Below are 22,259 nucleotides of genomic sequence, written 5' to 3'. Positions count from 1 at the left end.
TAGTGCTGCGTTCCTCAAAGGGTGTAGGTGAACCGTCGGCGTAGCTGCCGTGGTGGCGGTGGTGGGCGTCCCCAGACCCAGGGTTTGGCCTGGGTGTTGAGCTGGGCGGTGGCGATGCGGGTGGCGTAGTCGATGTCGTCGGGGCCGACGAAACACTGCCCGGCGATGGCATGCCGCCGGAAGATTCGCCACCAGGCCTCCTGCAGGTTGAGCCAGCAGGCGCCGACCGGGATGAAGACCTGCCGGATCCGGGGATGGCCGGCCAGCCATTCCCGGGTGGCGTAGCTGTTGTGGCTGGATAAGTTGTCGGTGATGACGAAGATGGGAGCGGTGCCAGGGTTGGCATTCTCGATCTTGGCGAGAAACTGCTGGTAGTAGCGGCTGCTGCGGGACGGGGCGGTCATGGTGACCGCGGTCCCGTCGGCGATGCGCAGACCTCCGTATACCCAGGTCTTTTCAGGGCCGCGAGAGTAGTCCAGCGGCGCTTTGATCCGGTGCCCATCAGGCGACCAGCCGGATGCGGGTGGGAAGGCCCGCGGCACCACGGGGCCGAGCTCATCTGCGCAGATGACTATCGCGCCGGACGACGGGCGCGCATAGAGGTCCACGATCCGGGATCTTTTGCGGCGAATTCCGGGTCTTTGCTGGTGGTCCAGGATCGGGGGCGGCGCCATCTCACCCCTTCCTTCAGCAGGATCCGGCGCACTTGAGAGCGACCGACCTCGATTCCGGCGGCACGGTGTCCAGCGTCCACACGCCCGGTGCATCTTCCTCCTCGGCGGCGGCCAGCCCGTTCAGCCACGGATCAAGCATCGGTCGCCCTGGCGGGGTCGTTTTGACCAGGGCGATGATCTGGCTGCGCTCGCTTTCGGTGAGCCGCGGTCGTCGCCCAGGCCCGGGCCGATCACCCAGGCCATCGATCCCTTCGCCGTTGAACCGGTGTAACCGCCGGCGCACCGTTTGCGGGTGACAGCCCAGTCTGGCCGCGATTGCCGGCACCCGCAGCCCGTCCCAGCTGGCCACCACGATCCGGGCTCGCTGGATCCAGTCACCGGGAGCGTGCCGGGCACCGGCCAACCGGCGCATAGTGCGTTCTTCCCTCTCATCGCACGGAGCCCGCGCGAACAGTAGCTTCGGCATGGCGGAACCCTCCTGCCATGAGAATCCGCCTGCTCAAGGCTCCTGGCCAGAGGCAATCCCACACCCTTTGAGGAACGCAGCAGTAGGTAGTCGGGGAATGCAATCATCCTCAATCGTGGACACCCCTCATATAAGTCCCGAAGATCAGATCGCGTTGCGACGTGGGCTACTACTCTTATGCAGATCGTTTGGGTTCCCTCACGCAGGGCGTGCGGTAGAACTCATCGCGGGATACATGGGATGATCTTCCCCTCAACCAGCGACCAGCTTTGTGTACTCGCAGCTCGGCGACGGTGAGAGCGAGGTAAGAGATGCTCCACTTCTAACCCGACGGTCGCAGGTTCGAATCCTGCAGGGCGCGCTTGTCCCCACCAGGGAAAACCCCCGCCTGACCTGCACTGATGCAGGACGACGGGGGTTTCGCACGTCCGGCTGTCTACGGCTCTTGCCGAGCGTGTACGGGCGTCTCTACCCAATGCTTACCCACGATCGGTGGACATTTTCGATCATGGATCGCTACCGTCGTCCCTCAATGCCTGATCGATGCGCCGTCTTGCTGCCTCATCCTGACCGACGATGCACTTGGCGTAGATCCTGAGCAGGACTTCCACGCTGTGACCGGCCCACCGCCCCGGCTGGCCTACCTACTGCACCGATTCGCCGAAGTGGTGCGGGAAACCGCACGCGAGGAGGGGCTGTGACGTCAACCATCACCCGACACTGAACAGGCGCAACTCACAAGCAGCACAAGAGGGCCTCTTACCTGCACTAATGCGGTCAGGGGCCCTCATTATGAGTCCGGTGGTGTACAGCTATCGCCGGGCTGCACTCCTCCTTGGGGGCGTCGGCGACGCGGCGCTTGGCGGCCTCGTCCTGGCCTACGACGCACTTGTAGATGCGCAGCAAGACCTCCACGCTGTGACCGGTCCAGGCTGCGACTTGGGTGGCTGGTACGCCCGCGTTGAGCCAGGTCGAGACCAGGCGTGGCGGAGGTCGTAGACGCGATCCAGAGTGCCACCGCCGAGTTCCGCGGCCGCCTGAGCTTCCCGAGATGAGTGCGCGGTGAGCGCCACGAGGAGGTCAGGGGCGGTTCCGCCCAGTCGTGACCCCGAGCACGCGACTACTCGATGCTCTCCTTGACCTCCACCTCGTGGTCGGCCTTCGCGGGCGTATAGCCGGCGTTTCCCGCCCACTCGACGGTGTACGTGTAGTGCCCTGTCTCGGCCGGTCTGTCGGAGAAGCTGTACGTCCCATTCTTACGGGCGGGCACGCCCGGTAGTGTGGTCGTGACCGTGCCATTGGCGTTGGTGATGGTGCGCTTCACCGTGAGCGCGTAACCCCATCCCGAGGGCGGGGGCGTGGGCAGCAACACGCCGCTGAGCGTCAGGGCGGCGCCGACGGGCCACTCTGAGGGCCCCGTCACCGTGAGCGACGAAGTCTTCTTGACCGTCACCTTCGCCGAAGCCGTGCTCCAGCGAAAGTCGTCGTCACCGTCCCAGAGCACGGCATAGGTGTATGCCCCGCCGGAGGCCGGGGTGTCGGTGATGGTGAAGGTCCCGTCCGGGGCGGTCGTCACGTCGGCGAGCATCTCGGTGGTCCCGTCGGGCAGGTGGCGGGTCACCGTGAGCGGCTTCGCTCCCGCCGCCGCTCCGCCGGGCAGTTCGAGGCGGCCGGTCAGCGTGAGCGGTTGGTTCACCACCCCGCCGGACGGGGGCGTCAGCCTCAGCGCGGAGGCCGGGAAAGTGATGTCCTCCACCCGCCACAAGTGGAGCCGCCTGGAGGAGGTGGTCTTCACGGCGAAGACGTCCGTGCCCGAGAACGTGAGGCGGCCTGTGCCTCCGGCCACCGCCAGGTTGTCGAGCGCGTGGATTGTCGCCCCCGTCACCGCGTCGTACATCACGAGGTCTGCGCCGTCAGCCTCCCCGACCACCACGTACGCCCCGTCCGGGCTGATCGCGACGGACGAGGGAGAGCCTTCGGCGGCCGACTCCCCCGTATAGGAGCGGATTCTCTCCAGGCTGTTGGCATCCCATAGATCGGTCCGGCGCTCGGCAGAGGCCACCGAGAAGAAGTTCGACCCGTCCGGGGTGACGGCGAGATCGTCCAGGCGGTCGAGGTCGTGCGTGAATCCATCGATCTCGCCGCGCAAGCTGGGAGTGCCGCTCACGTCATAGACGAACAGGCGGCCGGTACTCGTCCCCACCTGCCCCACGACCAGCGTGCCCCCGTTGGCGGCGAGCAGCGGAGCGCCGAAGATCCCTGATGCGACCACGATCGGCTGAGGTGGCGTCACCGTCAGATCAAGCCCGACCACGCCGCCGTTCCAGTTGCTGTCGCAGCCGTAGCCTACCCACAGCCACTCGCCGGACCGCGCCAGGTGCGTCGGGCACGGGTACGACGGGAGGTCGATGCTTCGGGTGATCTCCAGGGTGGCCGTATCGATCTCGACGACCTGCTGCGGACCGACCAGCGCCGCGTACAGGCGCGCGCCGTCCTGCGACATCGCCAGCCCGGAGGCCTCTGTCAGCCCGCCGACCTCGCCTAGGAGATCACCGTCGGTATCGGCGACAACGAGTTGATCCCCGCTCGAGACGAAGACCTTTCCATTGCCGAGGGCCAGATCGCCCGGTCTGTAGGCGCTGTGGTCCACGCCGAGGTCCGTCGTGGTGTCGGCGGCAGAAGCGGCCGGGCTCAGCGCGACGAGGAGCCCAGCCGCCGTGGCCAGGGCCGAGACGAGGCTCAACGACCGGCGAGCGAGTCGGGCGGGCGGTGACGCGAGAGGGCGGGAACGTGCCATGGATAACAGGCGCACAGAGATCTCCGCTCGTGAGGCGATGGGAAAGATCCAAATGCCCTGATCAAGCCAGAAATCGCACACTCCGTCAAGATCCGACAGTCGGCGATCGTCTCGGCTTTTCGCGCATTGATATCGAATCGTGACAGAATTGCTCGCTTCCTTTGGTTGCGCGATCTGACGGACGTTCGGGTGTTGGAGCACGGGCCGAGCGCAGCGACCGTCATCGCTACAGAGTGCCGGCGTGCTGTGGGATGGAGGATTCATTGTGTGGCGCCGCCTGTAAAGATCAATTAGGTGTCAGTCGTGCTCGGTGTGTGCTCGTACGCCCCGTCACGCGCCATCAGGACCCGGCACCGCGTGACATATAAAACGCGCTGAGGTGGCGCGAACCGTCACCCAACGGCACGGCGCAGCACTTAATGATCTTGCTTCTAATCCGACGGTCGCAGGTTCGAATCCTGCAGGGCGCGCTTTGATCATGGTCTGACCTGCGGTTATGCGGGATCGGATGTGTTCTGGAATTCTCATCTAGCGTTGCGAGCCGATGCCAGATGAGCTCTTCGGGCAGGGTGAAGGTGCGATCGAGGCCGAGTGGTCCGGTCAGCCGCTCGTTCGGGACGGCCGTCCAGGGCATCTCGGCCAGCACCTCGACAAGGCGGCCGAGCGGCGACGCGGAAGAGTGGGGCCGGATGTACTTTGACAGCGTCCGGGACCACAGCAACCGATCCTTACTGGACGGGCTCCTGTCCCGCGCCCGGGCTTTGGAGAGCAACCTGCACAGGTTCGCCTCGTGGTGTCGAGATGAGAAGACCTGTGCCCTGCACGGCCGGGACGTGGCCGCCCTCTGGGACGAACTGATCGTCAAGGCGGGCAGACAACCGATCCCAGCGCCTGGGGCAGGACCAGGGGTCACGGTGAACGCGTCCTTCATCGTCTCGCGCGCCTGGTTCGGCCTGGAGCCCCATGGCCCCGCCCGGCCGACGCCCTGGCCCAGGCATCTCAAGGCGACGCTTCCCTGCTGGCCCAGCCCGTTCCCAGTCCCCCCTCCGATTTCTCCCGTATCGCGTGTGCGCCGACTTCCCCCATCCCACCGCGTACGGGACGCGGGAACGTGGGCCTTGACCGTGCCTTCCTCGATCGTCAACGCGGTCGCTATTTCCGCGTTGCTGAGCCCTCGGGCCAGTTGCCGAAGCACCTCGAGCTCACGAGCGGTGAGCCGTTGTCGCGCCTCGGTAGCGGACGCGGGCGGCAGCCTCGCGGCCACCACGTCGGGGCGCTGCCACAACGCGTGGAGCACGACCTCGGCCCCATCGGCCACCTGACCGACCACCTCAATGTCCGGCTCGCCGTCCAGCATTACGCGTAGTACTTCGCGGACGGCCGATTGCTCATCAGCGATCACTACCCAAATGATCACGCCGTCCTCCTCGCACTCGCCGCCGCGAGGGTGATGGCGGCATACCCGCAGGTCACAGCCAAACCCGCCCATGGCGGGAGCGGGTAGTAACCCCCGAGTGACTGCTGCACGTCCACATGCGCGAACGTGGGCACGCTCTGCGTGATCGCGAACCCGGCGGCAGGAGTGATCACCAGCAGCCACGGCGCGAGACCCGCGGTCGCCAGGAAGTAGGGTACGACGACCAGCGCGATGGCCAGCCCACTGGCGATGACGGCCCGCTTGATCAGCGCGGCCAGGCCCAGAGCCAGCACGGCGGCGGCCGCGGTCAGCGCCGCGTAGCCGACGATCACCCGCAACCCGGTGCCCAGGGTGAGCGGCTGGATCGGGTTCTGATTGGCGCGCAGCAGCGCCAGCCCGGCAGGGACCACGACCCCCGAGGTCACCAGCCCCGCCACGAACGCGACCGACCCCATCACCGCGGCTTTGGCCGCCAGCAGCCGCCCTGGACGCGCCGGCGGGCCGGTCCCGATCAGCCCGCGCCGGCCTTGCGCCGTGACGAACGTGACCGCCACCACGAGCACCGGGATCAGCCCCAGGGCCCCGCCGATCAGCATGAGGTCGGCGCGCAGACCGCCTTCCATCGTGGCGGGCCCGATGTCACCGCCCCCGGTGACGATGAGCTTGTCGCCGGATTCGACGACCCCGCCCGGGTGATGCGGGGTCTTGCCGTCGGACTCCATGACGACGCCGACGTCGTCGCGGCGCCACGACCCGTTCGCGCCCTGCAGCGTGATGTGGTCGAAGGTGGCGGTGGCCTGGGCGAAGGCTTGCGCCATGTCCCACAACGCGCCTGGCGAGGTGGCGAACAGCCCGATCTCGACCGTCTCCGGCAGCCCGGTCAGCTCGACCGTGCCGACCTCGGTCCATGCCTTGCCGTCGTCTGACTCATAGCCGGTGATGGTGTCGCCCGACCTGGTCAGCCGCAACCACTGCGGGCCGTTGTGAGGGCCGCCGGGCACGTCGTGGATGTAGTTGTGCTGCATCCGCACGCCGTGAGCCCCGGTGAGCATGACGGCGGCGTACGGCGTGCCCTGTCTGAGGCTCTGCCTGACGAGGAGCCCGGCCTTCGCCCACGGCACCACTCCCTCCTTGACGTTGCGCACCCCGGGTACGGTGTCCGGCAGTCGGATCTGCCCGGTCATGTCCGACACCCGGGCGGTGAGGCTGCCGTTCCCGGTGAGCGGCTGGTGCACGAAGTAGTACTTGTCCTTCACCGCCGTGCCATCGGGCCCCACCAAAGGCGCAGGGCAGGGGCCCTCTCCCTTCCCGGTCACGCAGGTGCTGCGGGCACCACCGGCGATCAGCAGCCCGAGCGACACGGTGACCAGCACGGAGGCCGCCATGGCGAGGACCCAGCCCCGTACGGAGACAAACGTGGCCCACTCCGTGCGCAGCGACGCGGAGAAGCCGGCCCGTCGGCTGGATCGGTGAGGTGTGAATGAATTCATGCCGACGGTTGTACGCGGCACCCGGTACCGGCCCGGTCGCAGCCGCTGCGACCGGGCTGCGACCCGGAATTTGACATCGTTGAGCAGTGGCGGCCAGCTCCGGCGGCCGGTCCGCGCCGCCGCGCCCGCACGACGACCAGCGGTGCGTGGCCTTGAGCGGCGACCAATCGGTCAATGGCGGCAGCGAGCCGGCACGTGCTGCGTTACCGCCTTCCAGCGCTCCGATACGGGTGGCAGGTGCCGCCCCCGCGCAGTCCTCCCTGATGTCAGGGACGGTTCGGACGAGCTCCGTGTGCGAACCGCACGGTGATGGACAGGCCGCCTCCGGGGCGGGCGCCGGCGGTCAGGGTGGCGTGGTGAGCTTGCGTGACGGCGTTGACGATGGCGAGGCCGAGACCGTAGCCGTCGCCGCGGCCGTGACGATCGGGCGCCAGCTTCTGGAAGGGCTGGAAGAGGCGCTGGATCTGGTCGCCGAGGATGAGCGGCCCGGTGTTGGTGACCGTGAGGGCCGCCTGCGTGCCGCAGGTCTGAGTGGTGATCTGGACGTGCCCGTCTGGGTGGTTGTGGCGGATGGCGTTGTCGATGAGGTTGGCGACGAGGCTTTCGATCAGTCCCGGGTCGCCGGCCGTCACCGCGGGCGGGAGATGTTCGGCCAGGCTGATGCCCTTTCGCGTGGCTTGGTCGCGGCGGGAGGCGAGCACGCCTTCGACGACGTGGGCGAGGTCGAGGGTGTCCCAGCGGGTGACACCGCGCTCGCTGGTGGCCAGGTCCAGCAGTGCCTGGACGAGCCGCTCCTGGTGCGCGCCGAGAGCGAGGGCCTCCTGGCACGCCGAGCGCAGGCTGTCGGTGTCGGCGTCGGGGTCGGCGAGGGCGACTTCGAGGAGGGTGCGCAGCCCGGCCAGAGGGGTGCGCAGCTCGTGGGAGGCGTTGGCGACGAAATGGCGCTGGGCGTCGAAGGAGGCTTGCAGGCGGGCGAACAGGTCGTCGATGGTGTGGCCGAGCTCGGTCAGCTCGTCCGTGGGCTCGCCGAGGTCGAGGCGCTGGTGGAGGTTTCCGGCGGAGATGACTTTGGCGGTGGCGGTGATGGCGCGCAGCGGCTGCAGGAACCGGCCGGCGACGTACCAGCCGAGAGCCAGGGCGACCGGGATCAGGATGACCAGCGCGACGGCGGATCCGATGAGGAGTGGGGGCAGGCTGATCCCGGGCCCGGTTTCGGTGATCGTGCTCGATGAGGGCGGGCCCTTGGGGACGGCCGCGTCGATGCTGGCGAGCGGGACGGCGACCATGACGAGCACGAACACTCCGGCGGCGTAGATGCCCGCCGCGTAGGCGAGCGCGAGCCGCTTCTGCAGGGACCTGCCGGCAAGCCTCCGGGAGGTCATGACGGTCCGATGCGGTAACCGCCTTCGCGGATGGTCTCGATCACGGGCGGGTCGCCGAGCTTGGCCCGTAACCGGTGCATGGTGTGCTTGACGGCGCTGCTGAAGGGGTCGGCGGCCTCGTCCCAGACGCGCTCGAGCAGTTCCTCGGCGGACAGGACCAGGCCGGGTACGGCGAGCAGACATTCGAGCAGGGCGAACTCCCTGGGGCTCAGCTCGAGCCGCCGACCAGCCCGGAACGCGGTACGTCGGGCGGGATCGAGGGTGATGTCCCCGTATGCCAGGGTGGGCGGTAGCGGCGGGGTGGCGCGGCGGGCCAGGGCACGGACACGGGCGACCAGTTCGGCGAACGCGAAGGGCTTGGGCAGGTAGTCGTCGGCGCCGAGGCCGAGCCCGTCGACGCGGTCTTCGATCGTGCCGGAGGCGGTGAGCATCAGCACTCGGGTCTCGCAACGGCCGTGGGCCAGTCGACGGCAGATCTCGTCCCCGTGGACGCCGGGCAGGTCGCGGTCGAGGATCACCACGTCGTAGCGGGTGACGGCCAGGCGGTCGAGGGCGGCGGTCCCGTCCAGGACGACGTCGACGGCCATGCCCTCGCGGCGCAGCCCGGTCCCGATGGAACGGGCGAGGACCTCGAAGTCCTCGACGACGAGGACCCTCACCGCCACGCACCGCCGGTTGTCGCGTGGGCGGGGCGGCCGAACCGGCCGCCGGGTCGAGATGCCATGCCGTCAACGATGCCAGATCCCCGGTCGCAGCCCGGTCGCAGCGGGCGCGACCCGGCGGGAACCGGGTTCCGCGTGCAACCGTCGGCATGAGTTCATCTCGAACCGAGAGCTTGCTGTGAGGAGCGCCCCGGGGATCGTCGTCGGCGGACTGCGCAAGCGGTATGGGGCGACCCTGGCCCTCGACGGCATGTCCTTTTCCGTCCGTCCGGGTGTGGTGACCGGCTTCGTGGGGCCGAACGGGGCCGGGAAGTCCACCACGATGCGGGTGATCCTGGGGCTGGACGCGGTCGACGAGGGCGCGGCGCTCATCGAGGCATGCCGTACCGCAACCTCCGGCGTCCGCTGGACCACGTCGGTTCGCTCCTGGACGCGGCGGCGCTGCACCCCGGCCGCAGTGGGCGTAACCACCTGCTGTGGCTGGCACACGCGCAGGGCTTGGCCGTGCGGCGGGTGGACCACGCGCTCGACCTGGTCGGCCTGGCCTCGGTGGCCCGGCGCAAAGCCGGAGGCTACTCGCTCGGCATGCGCCGGCGGCTCGGGAGCGCCGCGGCCCTGCTGGGCGACCCGCCGATCATCATGCTCGATGAGCCGTTCAACGGCATGGACCCCGACGGCATCATCTGGATGCGCCGATTCCTGCGGTCGCTGGCCGCTCAGGGCCGTGGAGGGGGTGTACAACAGGGCGAAGGCGTTGGGCCGAGTCCGGGCGCGGTGTGCCTGGATTGCTCCAGACCGGTTCCCGGACCCGGCCGCCGAGAGAAGTCGACCGCCGGCGAGGTGCCCTTGGCCGGGTCCTTTCCGTCGGTCTCGTCCCGAACCGGGTAGGCCGCAAGAGGGGTACCCGTGGTCTGGGTCCCTTTCCTGCGGCCCCCGCCGTACTACGCGGCCAACCCGCTGATCAAACAAGATCGAGATACGCCATTGCGCTGTCCGCCTCTCCTGCCTCGATGACTCCGAGGGTGAACAGCAGCGGAGCCGCGATCAGCAGGAGCGAACCGGGAAGGTCCATGGGTGCGGGCTCGGCAGGCCGTTCGCTCGGCACGAGGAGGACCGCTGCAAGAAGTACGACCAGGATGAAAGGTACGGATACCAGGAAGATCCACCGCCGCGACCTGCGTGAGCCCTCGGGGAACATGAGCACGATCATTGCCATCGCTGCAGGAAGAGCGATCGCCTCACCGGCACCCTGCAACGGCCGGGCTGCGACCAGCCCGGCGAACCAGGGCGCGAGCCCGGCGGCACCGAAAGGAGTTGTGCCGAGCAGGAGGACGCGGCGCCTGCCGAGCACGTCACCCAGTCGGCCGCCGAGCATCAGCACCCGCCGCCGGTGATCGTGTACCTGACCACGACCCGGGTCAGTGCGTGACCGTCCACGCCGAAGTCGGCGCCCGTCGAGGGCAGGGCGACATTGACCACGGTCACATCAACCGTGATGAAGAACTGCAGCGTGGCACGCCGTCCTCGCGTTCAAGGCCATCCGGGTCTCTGTGCTAGCTTGAGTTTAGACCTAAACTCAAGGAGGGATTGATATGACGCGCACGATCGTGGTCAGCGGTGGCGGCACCGGCATCGGCAAGGCGGTGGCGGCGCGTTTCGCGGCCGACGGGGACCGGGTCGTGGTCATCGGCCGCCGGGCCGACGTGCTGGAGCGGGCGGCCAAGGAGATCGGCGCCGTCGCGCTGCCGGCCGACCTGAGCGAGCCGGCCGAGGTCGAGCGGGTACGCACCGAGCTGGCCGACCGCTTCGGCACCATCGACGTGCTGGTCAACAACGCCGGCGGCAACGTCGAATTGGACGGCGGGCCGGGCGATCTCGCGCGGCGGTGGACCGGCAACTTCCGGGCCAACGTGCTGACGGCGGTGCTGCCGACCGAGGCGTTCCGCGACCTGCTGAACCCGTCCGGGCGGATCGTGTTCCTCAGCTCGATCGCGGCCATCCGCGGGTCGGGCGGCGGCTCGTACGGGCCGATGAAGGCGGCGCTGCACCCGTACGCGTTCGACCTGGCCGACGCGCTCGGGCCGCGCGGCATCACGGTGAACGTGGTCGCGCCCGGGCTCATCGAGGACACCGAGTTCTTCGGCGGCGGCCTGAGCGACGAGCGGCGCGCGACGCTGGTCGCGCAGACCAGCACCGGCCGGGCCGGCACGCCGCAGGACATCGCCGAGACCGTGCACTGGCTCGCCTCGCCCGGTGGGGGGCACGTCACCGCGCAGGTCATCCAGGTGAACGGCGGAGCCGAACGTGGCCGCTGACCCGCCGCCCGACGGCGCCGCACCCCTTGAGGCCGGTGAGCGCGGCGCCGGTGGTTTCCCGGCCGGCAAGTCGACTCGCGACGGTGCCGACGACATTCAGGAGGCCTGGCGGCGGGAGCTGCCGGGGGTTCCGGTGGAGTCGATCGGGATCATCACCCGGATCTGGTGGGCCGCCAAGGTGTTCGGTGACGAGCGGCGTCGTACCCTGGCGCGGCTGGGCGTGGACGTGGCGACGCTGGATCTGCTGTCCACGTTGCGGCGGTCCGGAGCGCCGTACCGGATGAGCCCGGGCGAGCTGGCCGAGGCGTGCAAGGTGTCGCGCGGCGCGATCACCCAGCGAGTGGAGCGGGCGGTCAAGGCCGGGCTGGTCGAACGGACCACTGCCGGGTCGGGCTACCACGCGCGCGCGGTCACCCTCACCGAGGCGGGCAACGGATTGCTCGACCGTGTCGTCGCCGACCTGCTCACGGCCGAGGATAACCTTGTCGGCCACCTCCCGCCCGAACGCCGCGAGCAGCTCGCCGGCCTGCTGCGGGAACTGCTCGCCGGATTCGAGGGCCCGAACCTGTCCGGGCAGGTCGGGGAGTGAGCCAGGGGCTCACCTGGTGGTGCACGGGGTGGGTTCGCCGGCGGCGTTGAGCCAGGTGGCGCGGCTGCTGTCGGTTCTGGTCCAGCCGGGGCGCTCGTGGAAACGGATGGCGGCCGCGCCTTCCGAGGAGACTTCCAGCCTGAGCGGGCGGCCGGCGGCGGTGCGGACGGTGTCGAGGAGTTCGGTGGCCAGGCCGCCGCCTGTGCGGTGCCAGAACGCGGACACAGTTGCTGAGCTGGGCGTTTGCAGGGCGATCAGACCGCTCTGCGGTACTCGCTGATCAGTCCGGTGACGGTCCTTCGACGGTGGATCAGGGATCACCTCGTCGGGGTCGTGCAACGGCGGGCGGAGCGAACGGCCCTGATGCGGGCGATGATGGTTGACGTGGCGTTCGTACTCGGCCAGAACCTTACGCAGGTGCCGCTCACCATAGATGAGCAGGTGATCGAGGCACTCACGGCGTAGCGTTCGGCACGAACCGCTCCGCGAAGGCGTTCGCCCGCCTCCCGGCCGTCAAGGCGGGCCAGACCGCCGCCGTCGAGGGAAACGTCTGGAGCAGCGCCGCCGGACCCATCGCGGCCGGCAAGGTGCTCGACGACATCGAGCGCTTCACGCCGCCCCCTGAACCAGCCCCACGAGGGCCCGTCGGACGGTCCCCCCGCCGAGCGCTCAGCCGTTGACGTACGGGGCGAGCGCCACGGCGAGGAGGCCACCTATGAGCCCGAGGTTCTTGAGGAACTGGATGCGGTTGGTCTTGCGCACCTGAGGATCGGTGTCCGCCCAGAACGCATGACCGGCGAGCGTCGTCGGGATCAGCGAGATCACCAGGCCGACCGCCGCGGCCTGCCACAGCAGGCCGGTGGCGACGCCGATGCCGCCCGCGACCATCGCGACCCCATTGAATCGCACGGCGATCTCCGGGCGGGGGATGCGGAGCTTGGCCGCCATCGCGACACGCGCGCCGGGCGAGGCGACGGCCTCGTAGCCGAGCCAGACGAAGGGCAGGCCGATTGCGATGCAGGCGAGCCGAAAGGCAATGTCCATGGCTGAACTCCTGAAGGGTGAAGGGAGAACGGGTACTACTCGCAGGCGGTCATCGCCTGGATGTCAGGGGGAGAGGATGTGGCGGCGTCCGGACGTCACCGCATGCATACGCGTCGTATGGTCCTCATCCCGAGTGCGTCACGTGGACCGAGCTCCGCAGCGCTTTGAGCACGTGCCGGATCATCTGGCCCGGAGTGTTGGCCTTGAGGAAGCTCGAGATACCGCCGTAGGTCAGTTCGAGGACGATCCCGCCGAGGTCGAGTGCGCTGATGCTCGGCTCACGGCCGGGGAGGAGCTTGCTCTGCAGGAGCGCGCCGGCCTGTTCCCACTGACTCACGAAGAGCTGACGGTGCCGATCGCTCAGGGTGCCGTCGCGCTGCGCACGGCGCATGAACTCGATGGCGATGATGCCCCACTTCTGCTCGTTTGCACGGGAGTCACTCCACCGGGCGACGATCTCGATCACCTCGTCAGGATCCGTGACCTCGCGAAGCAGTTCGGAGAGCTCGTCGACGTCGCGGCCGGCATTCCCTTCGAGCAGTTCCAGCAGGATCTCCTCCTTCGAGGAGAAGTTTGAATAGAAGGCGCCCTTCGAGAAGCCGGCCTCCTCGGCAATGCGTTCGACCGAGGCGCCGTCATAGCCGTCGCGCGCGACGACATCCAGCGCCGAGAGAAGAAGCTTCTCCCGCGTGAGTGCCTGCTTCTGCTCTCGCGTCAGCCGAGCCATTGATACTCCACATCCGTTCGGTTGTTCTTGCGTACTTCTGTAGCGCACCAGGGGAATCCTCTCGGTGGGGGGCCTACGTGAGGTCGGACATCTGCTTGCCGGGCGCCGCCTCGTCGGCGCGGCGCGCATGGGATCCGAGCACCGGAGGCACATCCCCCCGAGGCTCGGTGGCGCGACGTGCCAGGCGCGAGAGGTCACCGACGAGGCCGGACGGCGCGACGATGAGGGTCAGGACGAGACCGCAGGCGTAGACGAGCTGGGACCAGTTGCCCGCGGACTCGGCGCCGACGACGGTCTCGGAGAGCTTGGGGAGATAGATCACGATTGCCGTGCCGACGAGGGCGCCGGCCCAGGTCCTGCTGCCGCCGACGACGCTCGCCGCGAGGAGCGTGATCGAGAAGGCACGAGATAGCTGTCCGGTACGGCGATCGCCGCGACGAGCGCGTAGAACGCGCCTCCTGTCCCGGCGACCGCCGCGCTGACGGCGAAGGCCATGAGCTTCGTGCGGTTGACGTCGACCCCGTTCGCGGCCGCCAGAAGTGCGCTCGTCCGGACGGCCGCGAAGGCTCGGCCGAGCCGGCCGGTGACCAGATTGCGCAGCACGAGGAGGGTCAGGGCCAGCGCGACGAGGCACATGAGGAACCCGAACTGCGCCTCGGTGAGTCCGCTCCAGGCCGGGGGCTCGATCGGGGAGCGCGCCATGAAGATGCCGAAGAGTCCCGCCGGCCGCAGCATGACGATGAGGGCGGTGAGGGCGAAGGGAGCGATGATCGCGAGATCCCTGTCCAGCCCGGGCACGTACCGGCTGGCCAGGTTGTCGGCGATGCCGATCAGGATGCCCCCGACGACCGCCCCCACGCGGCTGGACAGCCCGCCGAGCGTGCCGGCGGCCAGTGCCAGGGGGAGGGGGAAGGTCATCATCCCCGGCGAGAGCGTGAGGACCGGCGCGGCCACGACCGCGGCGAACGCGCCGACCGCGGCGGCGACGGCCCATCCCACCATGAGCCACAGGCCTTGGTGCTGGCCGAGGAGCGTGGCCGAGGCGGGATTCTGCGCCACCGCGCGAAGCCGCAGTCCGACACTGGTCCGGTTGAACAGCAGCGCCGTCGCGCCCATGACGGCTAGCAGCGTGATCAGCGACCCGGCCTGCTGCACCGTCAGGTGCAGGCCCCCGAACTCGATCAGCCCTCTTCCGAACGGGCTGGGGAAGGTCCGCGACGTCCTTCGCCGCGGTCAAGAAGCTGGGCCCTCTGGCGGGCAAGTCGCTGATCATCAACGGCGCGACGGGAACGCTCGGAGTCGGCGTCACCCTGGTGGCCCTGGCGCTCGGCGTCTCACGTATCTACGACGTGGCGCGCGGGACCCGGTTGCTGGAGCGACTGCAGGCGCTCGCCCCCGACCGGATCGAGACGTTCTCGAACGTCGAAGGCGGCACCGCGGCCTGGGTGAAGTCTTCGACCGCCGGCCGGGGTGCGGACCTCATGGTCGACACGCTCGGCGCCGTCGCCTCACTCGACTCGCTCAAGGACGCGATGTACGGCGTGAAGCGCGGCGGCCGGATCGTCAACATCGGGGGGACGGCCGGTGAGCTCGGCGTCGACGTGAAGTGGTGGATGGACGAGCAGATGGAGCTGATCGGCTCGGTCTGGTTCACCACCGCCGAAGGGATGGAGCTGGCCGAGATGATCCGTCATGGGGTGATCGACATCTCGGTGCTGCAGCCCAAGAGCTGGCCACTCGACGAGATCAACGAGGCGATCTCCGGTGTCGCCAGTGGCGACGGCTGCTTCACCAGCTACCTCGTCGAGATTTGATCGCCATCACAACAACACCTTGTCGCGCCTGGGAGTCGCTTCCCATCCGCGTGCACCGATGAGAAGGAGATCGATCCCATGACCTACGAGGTTCAAGCCGTCGTCGCCCGCGCCAAGGGCGAGCCGGTGTCCATCGAGACCATCCTGGTTCCCGACCCGGGACCTGGCGAGGCGGTGGTGAACGTCCAGGCATGCGGGGTCTGCCACACCGACCTGCACTACCGGGAAGGCGGGATCAACGACGACTTCCCGTTCCTGCTCGGCCACGAGGCCGCGGGCGTCGTCGAGGCGGTCGGCGAGGGCGTCACCGACGTGCGTCCCGGTGACTTCGTGATCCTCAACTGGCGCGCGGTGTGCGGCCAGTGCCGCGCCTGCCTGCGCGGCCGTCCCTGGTACTGCTTCAACACCCACAACGCCGAGCAGAAGATGACGCTCAAGGACGGCACCGAGCTGGCGCCCGCGCTGGGCATCGGTGCGTTCGCGGAGAAGACACTGGTGGCGGCAGGCCAGTGCACCAAAGTGTCCGCCGAGGCCCCCGCCCAGGTGGCGGGCCTGCTGGGCTGCGGCGTGATGGCCGGGATCGGCGCGGCGATCAACACCGGCGGGGTGACCCGAGGCGACAGCGTGGCCGTGATCGGCTGCGGCGGCGTCGGTGACGCCGCCATCCTGGGCGCATCGCTGGCCGGAGCCGCGAAGATCATCGCAGTGGACGTGGACGACCGCAAGCTGGAATGGGCGCGAGACTTCGGCGCCACCCATACCGTCAACTCCAGCACGGCCGAACCCGTCGAGGCGATCCGCGACCTCACCGGCGGCCACGGCGCCGACGTGGTCATCGAGGCGGTCGGCCGCCCGGAGACGTACGAGCAGGCGTTCTACGCCCGCGACCTGGCCGAAACCGTCGTCCTGGTGGGGGTGCCGACGCCCGAGATGCGGATCGAGTTGCCCCTGCTCGACGTGTTCGGCCGCGGCGGGTCGCTGAAGTCGTCCTGGTACGGCGACTGCCTGCCCAGCCGCGACTTCCCCATGCTGATCGACCTGTTCCTGCAGAACCGGCTGCCGCTCGACAAGTTCGTCACCGAGACCATCGCGCTGGACGAGGTCGAGGAGGCGTTCGCCAAGATGCACGCCGGCGAGGTGCTCCGCTCGGTGGTGACCTTCTAGATGATCGACCACACCGTCACCTCCGGGACCTTCACCTTGGGCGGGCAGACGTTCGACGTCGACAACAACGTCTGGGTGCTCGGGGACGACACCGAATGCGTGGTGTTCGACGCCCCGCACGACACCGAGGCCATCATGAAGCTGGTCGCCGGCAGGCGGGTGCTCGCCATGCTGGCCACCCTCGCCCACGACGACCATGTCCGGCACGCCCCTGAACTCGCCCGCCTGACAGGCGCGCCGATCCTCCTCCATCCTGCCGACCTGCCCCTGTGGCGGCTCACGCATCCCGGGCGCGAGCCCGACGGCGAACTGGCCGATGGGCAGATCATCGAGGTGGCGGGCACGGGAGTGCGGGTGCTCCACACACCGGGCCACACTCCCGGCGCCTGCTGTTTCCACGTGCCCGACCTCGGTGCGGTCTTCACCGGGGACACCCTCTTCCAGGGAGGGCCGGGCGCCACCGGGCGCTCGTACTCGTCGTTCGAGACGATCATCCCCTCGATCCGCGACAGACTGCTCGTCCTGCCGCCCGAGACGATCGTGCACACCGGCCACGGACCCGACACCATGATCGGCACCGAGCAGCCTCGCTTGGAGGAATGGATACGCCGAGGGCATTGAGCAGATGCCCTGAAAGCACCGATGGACGCACCGGACGACACCAGCCATCCGATGCGCGCTGTCAGCCGACGGTGACGTCGTCGTCGAGGCCGGCGGGCACCTCGATCCACTCGTCGGTGGACGGCCCGGCCCGTCCCGGCACACGGGCGGTCAGCCGCCTGCCCCACGGTTGCGGTAGCGCAGCACGCCGGTGACGGCGGGGTGGGACGACATCCGGCGGAACCGGAAGGCGCCGAGCTCGTACTCGACGCGGGCGACCACGTTTGCGCCGTCGCCGACGCACGACCTCGAACGGCCGGCTCTTGAGGTGCTGGGGGAACCGCCCGGCGAGCGCGTCGGAGACGTAGAAACGGTCGGCGAAGTCGTTTTCGGGGCACAGCCAGTGCGAGCGGATCACCGCGCCGGCTCCGGTGGAGGTGGACGTTGCGGCGTCCATGCGAAGGGTGCAGTCGCGAGCGGGAGCGGGGAGCGGCGAAGGGTCACGGCTTCACGATGACGAGCGCTTGCGCCTGCCAGGCGCTGGACGCGAGAGAATCAGTCAGCCCGACGCCGCCGCTGACCGGGATCAGATATTTCCTCGTCTGAGAGTTCAGCAGCAGGTAGGTGCCGTCGTTGAGCCGGACGTTCCCCCAATGCCTGCTCGTCCAGTCCTCACAACTGCCCGAGCTGACCGGTTCCGTCGAGATCAGGCATTTACCGGTCCACTTGTTCTTGAGCAGCCGGTAGTCGCCGTTCCATGAGCTGTTGATCCAGTGCCATTCCTGGGCGTTGTTCTCCTGCTCGCAGGGCAGCGTGAGGATCTTTCCGCTCGCGTAGGTCGTCAGGCAGGTGCCGGTCACGGTGTGCCGGTATTTCCAGTAGATCACGGAGGCGGCCGCTCCGGCCGGGGCCACACCGACGATCGCCAAGGTCGCCACCGCGACCGTGACCGCGCTCTTCATCACGCGGAGTTCCGTCAATCTTCCCAGCGAGGTCATCGGCTCACCACTCCCAGTTGGAGCACGAGCCGGTCTCTTCGCAGACCCGCACCTTGTTGATGGGACCAGGCGCGTGCCAGTAGACGGCGTCACCGTCCACGGTCCGGTCCCAGACGGGCTGAATGCGGTAGCCGCCCCTCTGCGAATCCCACCACTCGACCTGCCCGACCACGTCGTTACCGTCGTCCTCGCGATCGCTCACGTAAACCTGCCGGCCGGGGAGATGGGCCACGATGGTGTCGGAGCCGTGCTCGGCTCTGAGGGTGTCGGCAGCCGATGCCGGTCCCTGGACGGCCACCGCCATCACCAGCGCGAAGGTGATTCCGGCAGCGGCCTGCATGGCTCGTACCCAGTCTTTCTTCAAGATGCTTTCTCCTGACGCGGTGAAATGAGAAACACTCTCTTCGCGCTGCACATTAGGAACACGCGCTGAAAATTCACTGAAACGACGGCATCGTTTCCGGAAGCCGGGCGGCGCATCCAATTCGGCGGGACGTCGCGGCGCGGGCAGACACGTCCTGGCCCGCGGCGAGCGTCACCCGGGTCTTCTCCGAGAAGATCTCCACCCGCCACCAGGCGAGCCGAGCTCGGAACTCGCCCTCGCGCGGCCGACGCTGGCCTGGAGATCGCGGGCGCCTCAGATGGCATTGGTCTGGGCGAGGCTGGACGCTCACCTACGCGGCCGCACCCCCTCTGGTGCCCGACGCCAGGGGCCTGCACGACCTGAGGGTACTGTTCCGTCAGCCGGGCGTGGACGTCCCGGACGTGCGGCTCGCCTGGGACGCGCCAGCGGAGCTCGACGAGCAGGCCAAGGCGGGCTACCAGGACCGGCTCGCCCGGCTGCAGGAGGAGATCACGCGGTCCTCCATGTGGGCGACGATGAACGAGCCGCCGGACCTGACCGGGATCGCCGGCGGCTCGTCGAGGAGCTGGAGAAACGCGTGCGCCGGACCGGTGACGCAGCCGAACGCGCCCGCAAGACGGTCTCCAGCCGCATCCGCGCTCCTGACCTGGCAGGACCAGTAGGTGTGCCACTACGGCCAGCTCATCCGCACCGGCAACCTCCTGACCTGGAAGCCCGGCGAGTGCGCCCGCCGGCTCCCGGCACATCGGCGTCTCGTTCTCCAGGGCGTCGACGGCCTGCTGGTGTAACCGAGGCAGGTCCTGCTCGGTGCCGGGACGCCGATGTCCACGCCGGTGCTGTCCAACTCGGCGTGCATGGCGTCGAGGACGAGATGGACTCCAACGGATTTGTCTGGTCGGTGAGGTGTTCGGCCAGGTGCGAAAGGCGTGGGTGACATCGCGCACATCGTCCTCGCCGACCTGCATCAGCAAGGGGATGTCCGGCGTGTCCGGGATCAGTCCGCAAGTGGGATGGCTGAGATGGTGAACGGTAGCTGCGGCTGGCCGCCATTTTGGCCCGTGTTGTACTGGCTGTTGACTACCAGTAGGCGATCGTGAACGACACGCGCGTTGCTGGGATGCAGGAAGTCCGGGTTCGTGATCACGGACTCCACCTCGGCGCTCAACCGGTCCTCCGCAAGCCGCAGCACCGAAACTTGCGGTTGTGGGTTCTGCGGGGAGAGTCCGCCTCGTACCACGTAGAGCCGATCGCCGTGCCAGACGAGGCCGTCGCCACCGAAGAGGAGGGTGTCACCCATCTCGACCTGGCGGACCTCCTTGGACAGCCGATTGATGCGGTACAGCTTGCCGGACTGGCTGTGGACGGAGATCAAGTTCTCGTCGTCGATCGCGACGATACCGTTGAGGTTGTGCCCGTCGACGCGCTCCACAGGGGTGCCGTCCAGGTCGAGCCAGGGCTCCATGCTCCACCGCCCAGCCTGTTCGGCGATCCGGTAGATGAGGTGCCTGATCGAGTCCGTGGCGTAAGCTGTGCCGTCCGGCGCGAGCGCGATGTCGTTGACGAAGCCGCCGGGAACGCCGGAGAGTGTGGCCAGCAACTGGCGCGATGAAATGTCGTAGATCCACATGCGGTTGGTCGGGCCGCCACCGACGTAGAGCCGACCGTCCTCGCCGGTCATCATCCCCGACGTCGTCGTGCGGCCATGCACCCCGCCCCGCATCCACACCTGAGTTTCAACCCGTTCGGGCTTTCCCACGAACAACGTGCCGTCCTGCGTGCTTCCGGTGAAGAACCGGTCGGTGATCCGGTCGTACGCCAGCCCGCCAGGAAACCCCTGCGGGCCCGGGACGATGTATCGGTGCGGCAGGTCGGTCCTGGCGCCGACCTGCCGTGGCACGACCTGTCCCGGCGCACTTTGCCGGTGTTCCTCGGCCGGGGCCAACGGCACAGGGTCCGGAAGTCCGGTCTCGGCGGAGGCCTCCATCGGAGGGGTCATGAGTATGAGCGTGAGGGCAACACGAACAGTCGGGACACGCATCAAAGATCCTTCCTTTCGCCAGCGGGAAGTTGAGAGCGAACGCCGATTCCCGCGCCGCGCGTTTCCCCGTGACGCCCCGCGGGCCCGGCGTGCAGGTGATGGCCACAGCGGTCACCGGGATGCCGTGCAGCGTGCGATTCCGCAGGTGCGATGTTGCGGGCGGTCTCCGCGGCGGCCAGGATGGCGCACTGCGATCCGCCCTTCGGTATGCCATCGATGATCAGGCAGGAGGTCGCCGGTAGCCAGGGCTTAACCGGGCCCTGGGAACGGTGAACCTATGGTCCCGCAGGATCACCCCGGGCGGCCTCGAACCGATTAGTGTGGGTGGTGATGGCACGACGCACCGATCTGAACGACTTTCTTCGCACCCGTCGCGCACGTCTGCAGCCCGAGGAAGTAGGACTGTCACCGGGGCTGGGAAAACGGCGAGTACCTGGCCTGCGCCGGGAGGAGTTGGCTCACCTTGCCGGGATCAGTGTCGACTACTACATCCGGCTGGAGCAGGGCCGTTGTGACAGCGTTTCCCAAGCGGTGCTGGACGCCGTGGCGACCGCATTGCGGCTGACCGACGACGAACGCGTACATCTCCACCAACTCGCCAAGCCGGCCCACACGCGTGCCGGGGCCGCGCGCCCGCAGAAAGTTCGCCCTGGTCTACGCCAATTGCTGCACGCCCTGCCGACCAGTCCCGCCTTCGTCTTCGGCCGGCGGATGGACATCCTCGCATGGAATCCACTGGCCTGTGCGCTCATCAGCGACTTCGCCGCGCTGCCCACCCGCAAACGCAACCTCGCGCGGTTGATCCTGCTCGATGAGAACGTCAAGCACCTGTATCCGAATCGGGAGCAGGTAGTGAGCGACACCGTCGGCCACCTGCGCATCGACGCCGGTCGGTACCCCGACGACCCTGAGCTCGCGGCCCTCATCGGCGAACTCTTGATGCACAGTGAGGAGTTCCGCCGGCACTGGGCGATGCATACGGTGCAGAGGAAGACCCACGGCGTCAAGGAGTTCAGGCACCAACTCTTCGGAGATTTCACCCTTACCTACGAAACGCTGCACTTGCCTGATGACCCGGACCAACTGCTCACCATCTATACGGCTGAGCCCGGCTCACGTGCCGACGATAATCTAAGGATTCTCGCCACCTGGCATCGGGGAAACGCACCCGCCACCGGCGACACCAGGGTCGATTCTTGACGGCGCGCCCCGGAGCGACGGCCCATCCATACTCTGCCCGGTATCGGGAGGTCGACTTCCGCGTCCCCAAGCCATCAACATCAAGCGACACGTGTCGGCCGACCTGGATGAGCACCTGATCTGTAACAACCTCTCAACTTGTCTTTTAACGTGCGCCACGAGCGTACCCGGCTATCACGTTGGGTCACGTCCACGGACGTGGTGTATGAATCGATCTTCGCGTGATCCTGTTTCTGCAGGTTAAGCGGTAAGTGTCTGCGGGAGCGGTTGCTGGATCGGTGTGTCGCTGGCGACGAGCTGGACGCGGGCTTTGGCCAGGATGTCCAGGCCCATGTAGCGGCGGGCTTCGACCCACTCGTCGGTCTGTTCGGCCAGCACCGCTCCGACCAGCCGGATGACCGCGGCCCGGTCGGGGAAGATGCCGACCACGTCGGTGCGGCGGCGGATTTCCTTGTTCAGCCGTTCCTGCGGGTTATTGGACCAGATCTGCGGCCAGATCTCGCGCGGGAAGCCGGCGA

Annotated in this window: 28 protein-coding genes and 1 pseudogene; 10 read left to right on the top strand and 19 right to left on the bottom strand. The window is 68.3% G+C overall.

The window, feature by feature from the left end:
- Positions 1–14: 14 nt before the first annotated feature.
- From ID574_RS58660 to ID574_RS62330, 4 genes are all read right to left on the bottom strand, one after another.
- Positions 15–608, bottom strand: coding sequence for a transposase (locus tag ID574_RS58660; protein ID WP_223168199.1), 594 nt, complete (start codon positions 606–608; stop codon positions 15–17).
- A gap of 79 nt (positions 609–687) precedes the next feature.
- The gene (locus ID574_RS63345) at positions 688–1,140 is read right to left on the bottom strand and encodes a helix-turn-helix domain-containing protein (protein WP_442939469.1); all 453 of its coding nucleotides are present in this window, start codon (positions 1,138–1,140) and stop codon (positions 688–690) included.
- Positions 1,141–2,260: 1,120 nt separating this feature from the next.
- On the bottom strand, positions 2,261–3,883 hold the full coding sequence (locus ID574_RS58650) for a hypothetical protein (protein WP_188197759.1): 1,623 nt from the start codon (positions 3,881–3,883) through the stop codon (positions 2,261–2,263).
- Between the two features lie 394 nt (positions 3,884–4,277).
- Entirely contained in the window at positions 4,278–5,201 is a 924-nt protein-coding gene (locus tag ID574_RS62330) for a response regulator transcription factor (protein WP_270094327.1), read from the bottom strand.
- Between ID574_RS62330 and ID574_RS61375 the strand changes: the two genes are divergently transcribed.
- A complete protein-coding gene (locus tag ID574_RS61375) occupies positions 5,157–5,303 on the top strand; it encodes a hypothetical protein (RefSeq protein ID WP_223168202.1) in 147 nt (48 codons plus the stop codon). The two genes, ID574_RS62330 and ID574_RS61375, sit on opposite strands and share 45 nt — an antisense overlap.
- A gap of 47 nt (positions 5,304–5,350) precedes the next feature.
- On the opposite strand, the gene ID574_RS58640 is transcribed toward ID574_RS61375, so the two are convergent.
- From ID574_RS58640 to ID574_RS58630, 3 genes are all read right to left on the bottom strand, one after another.
- Positions 5,351–6,844, bottom strand: coding sequence for a DUF1349 domain-containing protein (locus ID574_RS58640; protein ID WP_188197758.1), 1,494 nt, complete (start codon positions 6,842–6,844; stop codon positions 5,351–5,353).
- Positions 6,845–7,110: 266 nt separating this feature from the next.
- Positions 7,111–8,226: a sensor histidine kinase gene (locus ID574_RS58635; RefSeq protein WP_188197757.1), complete on the bottom strand. Its 1,116-nt coding sequence runs from the start codon at positions 8,224–8,226 to the stop codon at positions 7,111–7,113.
- Entirely contained in the window at positions 8,223–8,885 is a 663-nt protein-coding gene (locus tag ID574_RS58630; protein WP_188197756.1) for a response regulator transcription factor, read from the bottom strand. The genes ID574_RS58635 and ID574_RS58630 overlap by 4 nt, the downstream gene beginning before the upstream one ends.
- Positions 8,886–9,138: 253 nt before the next feature.
- Here ID574_RS58630 and ID574_RS58625 point away from each other — a divergent pair.
- Positions 9,139–9,614 (top strand): annotated as a pseudogene (locus tag ID574_RS58625) (ATP-binding cassette domain-containing protein); the annotation flags it as partial.
- Positions 9,615–9,849: 235 nt separating this feature from the next.
- On the opposite strand, the gene ID574_RS58620 reads toward ID574_RS58625, so the two are convergent.
- The gene (locus ID574_RS58620) at positions 9,850–10,263 is read right to left on the bottom strand and encodes an MFS transporter (protein ID WP_223168201.1); all 414 of its coding nucleotides are present in this window, start codon (positions 10,261–10,263) and stop codon (positions 9,850–9,852) included.
- Between the two features lie 217 nt (positions 10,264–10,480).
- Between ID574_RS58620 and ID574_RS58615 the strand changes: the two genes are divergently transcribed.
- Both ID574_RS58615 and ID574_RS58610 read left to right on the top strand, forming a co-directional pair.
- Positions 10,481–11,203 (top strand): SDR family NAD(P)-dependent oxidoreductase, encoded by a 723-nt coding sequence (locus tag ID574_RS58615; protein ID WP_188197755.1) that lies wholly within the window; start codon positions 10,481–10,483, stop codon positions 11,201–11,203.
- Positions 11,193–11,792 carry a MarR family winged helix-turn-helix transcriptional regulator gene (locus tag ID574_RS58610; protein WP_188197754.1) on the top strand — a complete coding sequence of 200 codons (600 nt, stop codon included), beginning with the start codon at positions 11,193–11,195 and terminating at the stop codon, positions 11,790–11,792. Before ID574_RS58615 ends, ID574_RS58610 begins: the two co-directional genes overlap by 11 nt.
- Before the next feature lie 9 nt (positions 11,793–11,801).
- Here ID574_RS58610 and ID574_RS58605 read toward each other — a convergent pair whose 3' ends face one another.
- The 6 genes from ID574_RS58605 to ID574_RS58585 form a co-directional block, all read right to left on the bottom strand.
- Positions 11,802–12,017: a hypothetical protein gene (locus ID574_RS58605; protein WP_188197753.1), complete on the bottom strand. Its 216-nt coding sequence runs from the start codon at positions 12,015–12,017 to the stop codon at positions 11,802–11,804.
- 229 nt (positions 12,018–12,246) lie between these two features.
- On the bottom strand, positions 12,247–12,393 hold the full coding sequence (locus tag ID574_RS61370; RefSeq protein WP_223168198.1) for a hypothetical protein: 147 nt from the start codon (positions 12,391–12,393) through the stop codon (positions 12,247–12,249).
- 68 nt (positions 12,394–12,461) lie between these two features.
- On the bottom strand, positions 12,462–12,836 hold the full coding sequence (locus ID574_RS58600) for a DoxX family protein (protein ID WP_188197752.1): 375 nt from the start codon (positions 12,834–12,836) through the stop codon (positions 12,462–12,464).
- Positions 12,837–12,960: 124 nt separating this feature from the next.
- Positions 12,961–13,563: a TetR/AcrR family transcriptional regulator gene (locus ID574_RS58595; RefSeq protein WP_188197751.1), complete on the bottom strand. Its 603-nt coding sequence runs from the start codon at positions 13,561–13,563 to the stop codon at positions 12,961–12,963.
- A 73-nt stretch (positions 13,564–13,636) separates the two neighbouring features.
- On the bottom strand, positions 13,637–13,885 hold the full coding sequence (locus ID574_RS58590) for a hypothetical protein (protein ID WP_188197750.1): 249 nt from the start codon (positions 13,883–13,885) through the stop codon (positions 13,637–13,639).
- Positions 13,882–14,745, bottom strand: a complete 864-nt coding sequence (locus tag ID574_RS58585) for an ABC transporter permease subunit (RefSeq protein WP_223168200.1) — start codon at positions 14,743–14,745, stop codon at positions 13,882–13,884. The genes ID574_RS58590 and ID574_RS58585 overlap by 4 nt, the downstream gene beginning before the upstream one ends.
- Before the next feature lie 59 nt (positions 14,746–14,804).
- On the opposite strand from ID574_RS58585, the gene ID574_RS58580 reads away from it, so the two are divergent.
- The 3 genes from ID574_RS58580 to ID574_RS58570 all read left to right on the top strand — a co-directional run bounded on the left by ID574_RS58580 (position 14,805) and on the right by ID574_RS58570 (position 17,162).
- The gene (locus ID574_RS58580; protein WP_336245684.1) at positions 14,805–15,377 is read left to right on the top strand and encodes a zinc-binding dehydrogenase; all 573 of its coding nucleotides are present in this window, start codon (positions 14,805–14,807) and stop codon (positions 15,375–15,377) included.
- 78 nt (positions 15,378–15,455) lie between these two features.
- A complete protein-coding gene (locus tag ID574_RS58575; protein ID WP_188197749.1) occupies positions 15,456–16,541 on the top strand; it encodes an S-(hydroxymethyl)mycothiol dehydrogenase in 1,086 nt (361 codons plus the stop codon).
- Complete coding sequence (locus ID574_RS58570) at positions 16,542–17,162, top strand: MBL fold metallo-hydrolase (RefSeq protein ID WP_188197748.1); 621 nt, start codon at positions 16,542–16,544, stop codon at positions 17,160–17,162.
- Between the two features lie 61 nt (positions 17,163–17,223).
- Here ID574_RS58570 and ID574_RS58565 read toward each other — a convergent pair whose 3' ends face one another.
- The 3 genes from ID574_RS58565 to ID574_RS58555 are packed head-to-tail and all read right to left on the bottom strand — an operon-like array spanning position 17,224 to position 18,503.
- Complete coding sequence (locus tag ID574_RS58565) at positions 17,224–17,598, bottom strand: hypothetical protein (protein WP_188197747.1); 375 nt, start codon at positions 17,596–17,598, stop codon at positions 17,224–17,226.
- A gap of 43 nt (positions 17,599–17,641) precedes the next feature.
- Positions 17,642–18,139 carry an RICIN domain-containing protein gene (locus ID574_RS58560; protein ID WP_188197746.1) on the bottom strand — a complete coding sequence of 166 codons (498 nt, stop codon included), beginning with the start codon at positions 18,137–18,139 and terminating at the stop codon, positions 17,642–17,644.
- 4 nt (positions 18,140–18,143) lie between these two features.
- Positions 18,144–18,503 (bottom strand): hypothetical protein, encoded by a 360-nt coding sequence (locus ID574_RS58555; RefSeq protein WP_188197745.1) that lies wholly within the window; start codon positions 18,501–18,503, stop codon positions 18,144–18,146.
- Positions 18,504–18,835: 332 nt separating this feature from the next.
- Here ID574_RS58555 and ID574_RS58550 point away from each other — a divergent pair, with 332 nt between their 5' ends.
- Positions 18,836–19,165 carry a hypothetical protein gene (locus ID574_RS58550; RefSeq protein ID WP_188197744.1) on the top strand — a complete coding sequence of 110 codons (330 nt, stop codon included), beginning with the start codon at positions 18,836–18,838 and terminating at the stop codon, positions 19,163–19,165.
- Positions 19,166–19,291 (top strand): hypothetical protein, encoded by a 126-nt coding sequence (locus tag ID574_RS62220; RefSeq protein WP_262496193.1) that lies wholly within the window; start codon positions 19,166–19,168, stop codon positions 19,289–19,291.
- Positions 19,292–19,497: 206 nt separating this feature from the next.
- On the opposite strand, the gene ID574_RS58545 is transcribed toward ID574_RS62220, so the two are convergent.
- A complete protein-coding gene (locus ID574_RS58545) occupies positions 19,498–20,499 on the bottom strand; it encodes an NHL repeat-containing protein (RefSeq protein ID WP_188197743.1) in 1,002 nt (333 codons plus the stop codon).
- 372 nt (positions 20,500–20,871) lie between these two features.
- Here ID574_RS58545 and ID574_RS58540 point away from each other — a divergent pair, with 372 nt between their 5' ends.
- Positions 20,872–21,741, top strand: a complete 870-nt coding sequence (locus ID574_RS58540; RefSeq protein ID WP_188197742.1) for a helix-turn-helix transcriptional regulator — start codon at positions 20,872–20,874, stop codon at positions 21,739–21,741.
- A 240-nt stretch (positions 21,742–21,981) separates the two neighbouring features.
- On the opposite strand, the gene ID574_RS58535 is transcribed toward ID574_RS58540, so the two are convergent.
- The coding region (locus tag ID574_RS58535) for a transposase (protein WP_188197741.1) at positions 21,982–22,259 on the bottom strand (278 nt) is incomplete at its 5' end.

This window comes from Nonomuraea sp. SYSU D8015 (genome assembly GCF_008065375.1).
GTDB lineage: Bacteria > Actinomycetota > Actinomycetes > Streptosporangiales > Streptosporangiaceae > Nonomuraea.
The sequence above is the reverse complement of the archived record's forward strand: the minus strand, read 5'-3'. Positions and strand labels throughout refer to the sequence as shown.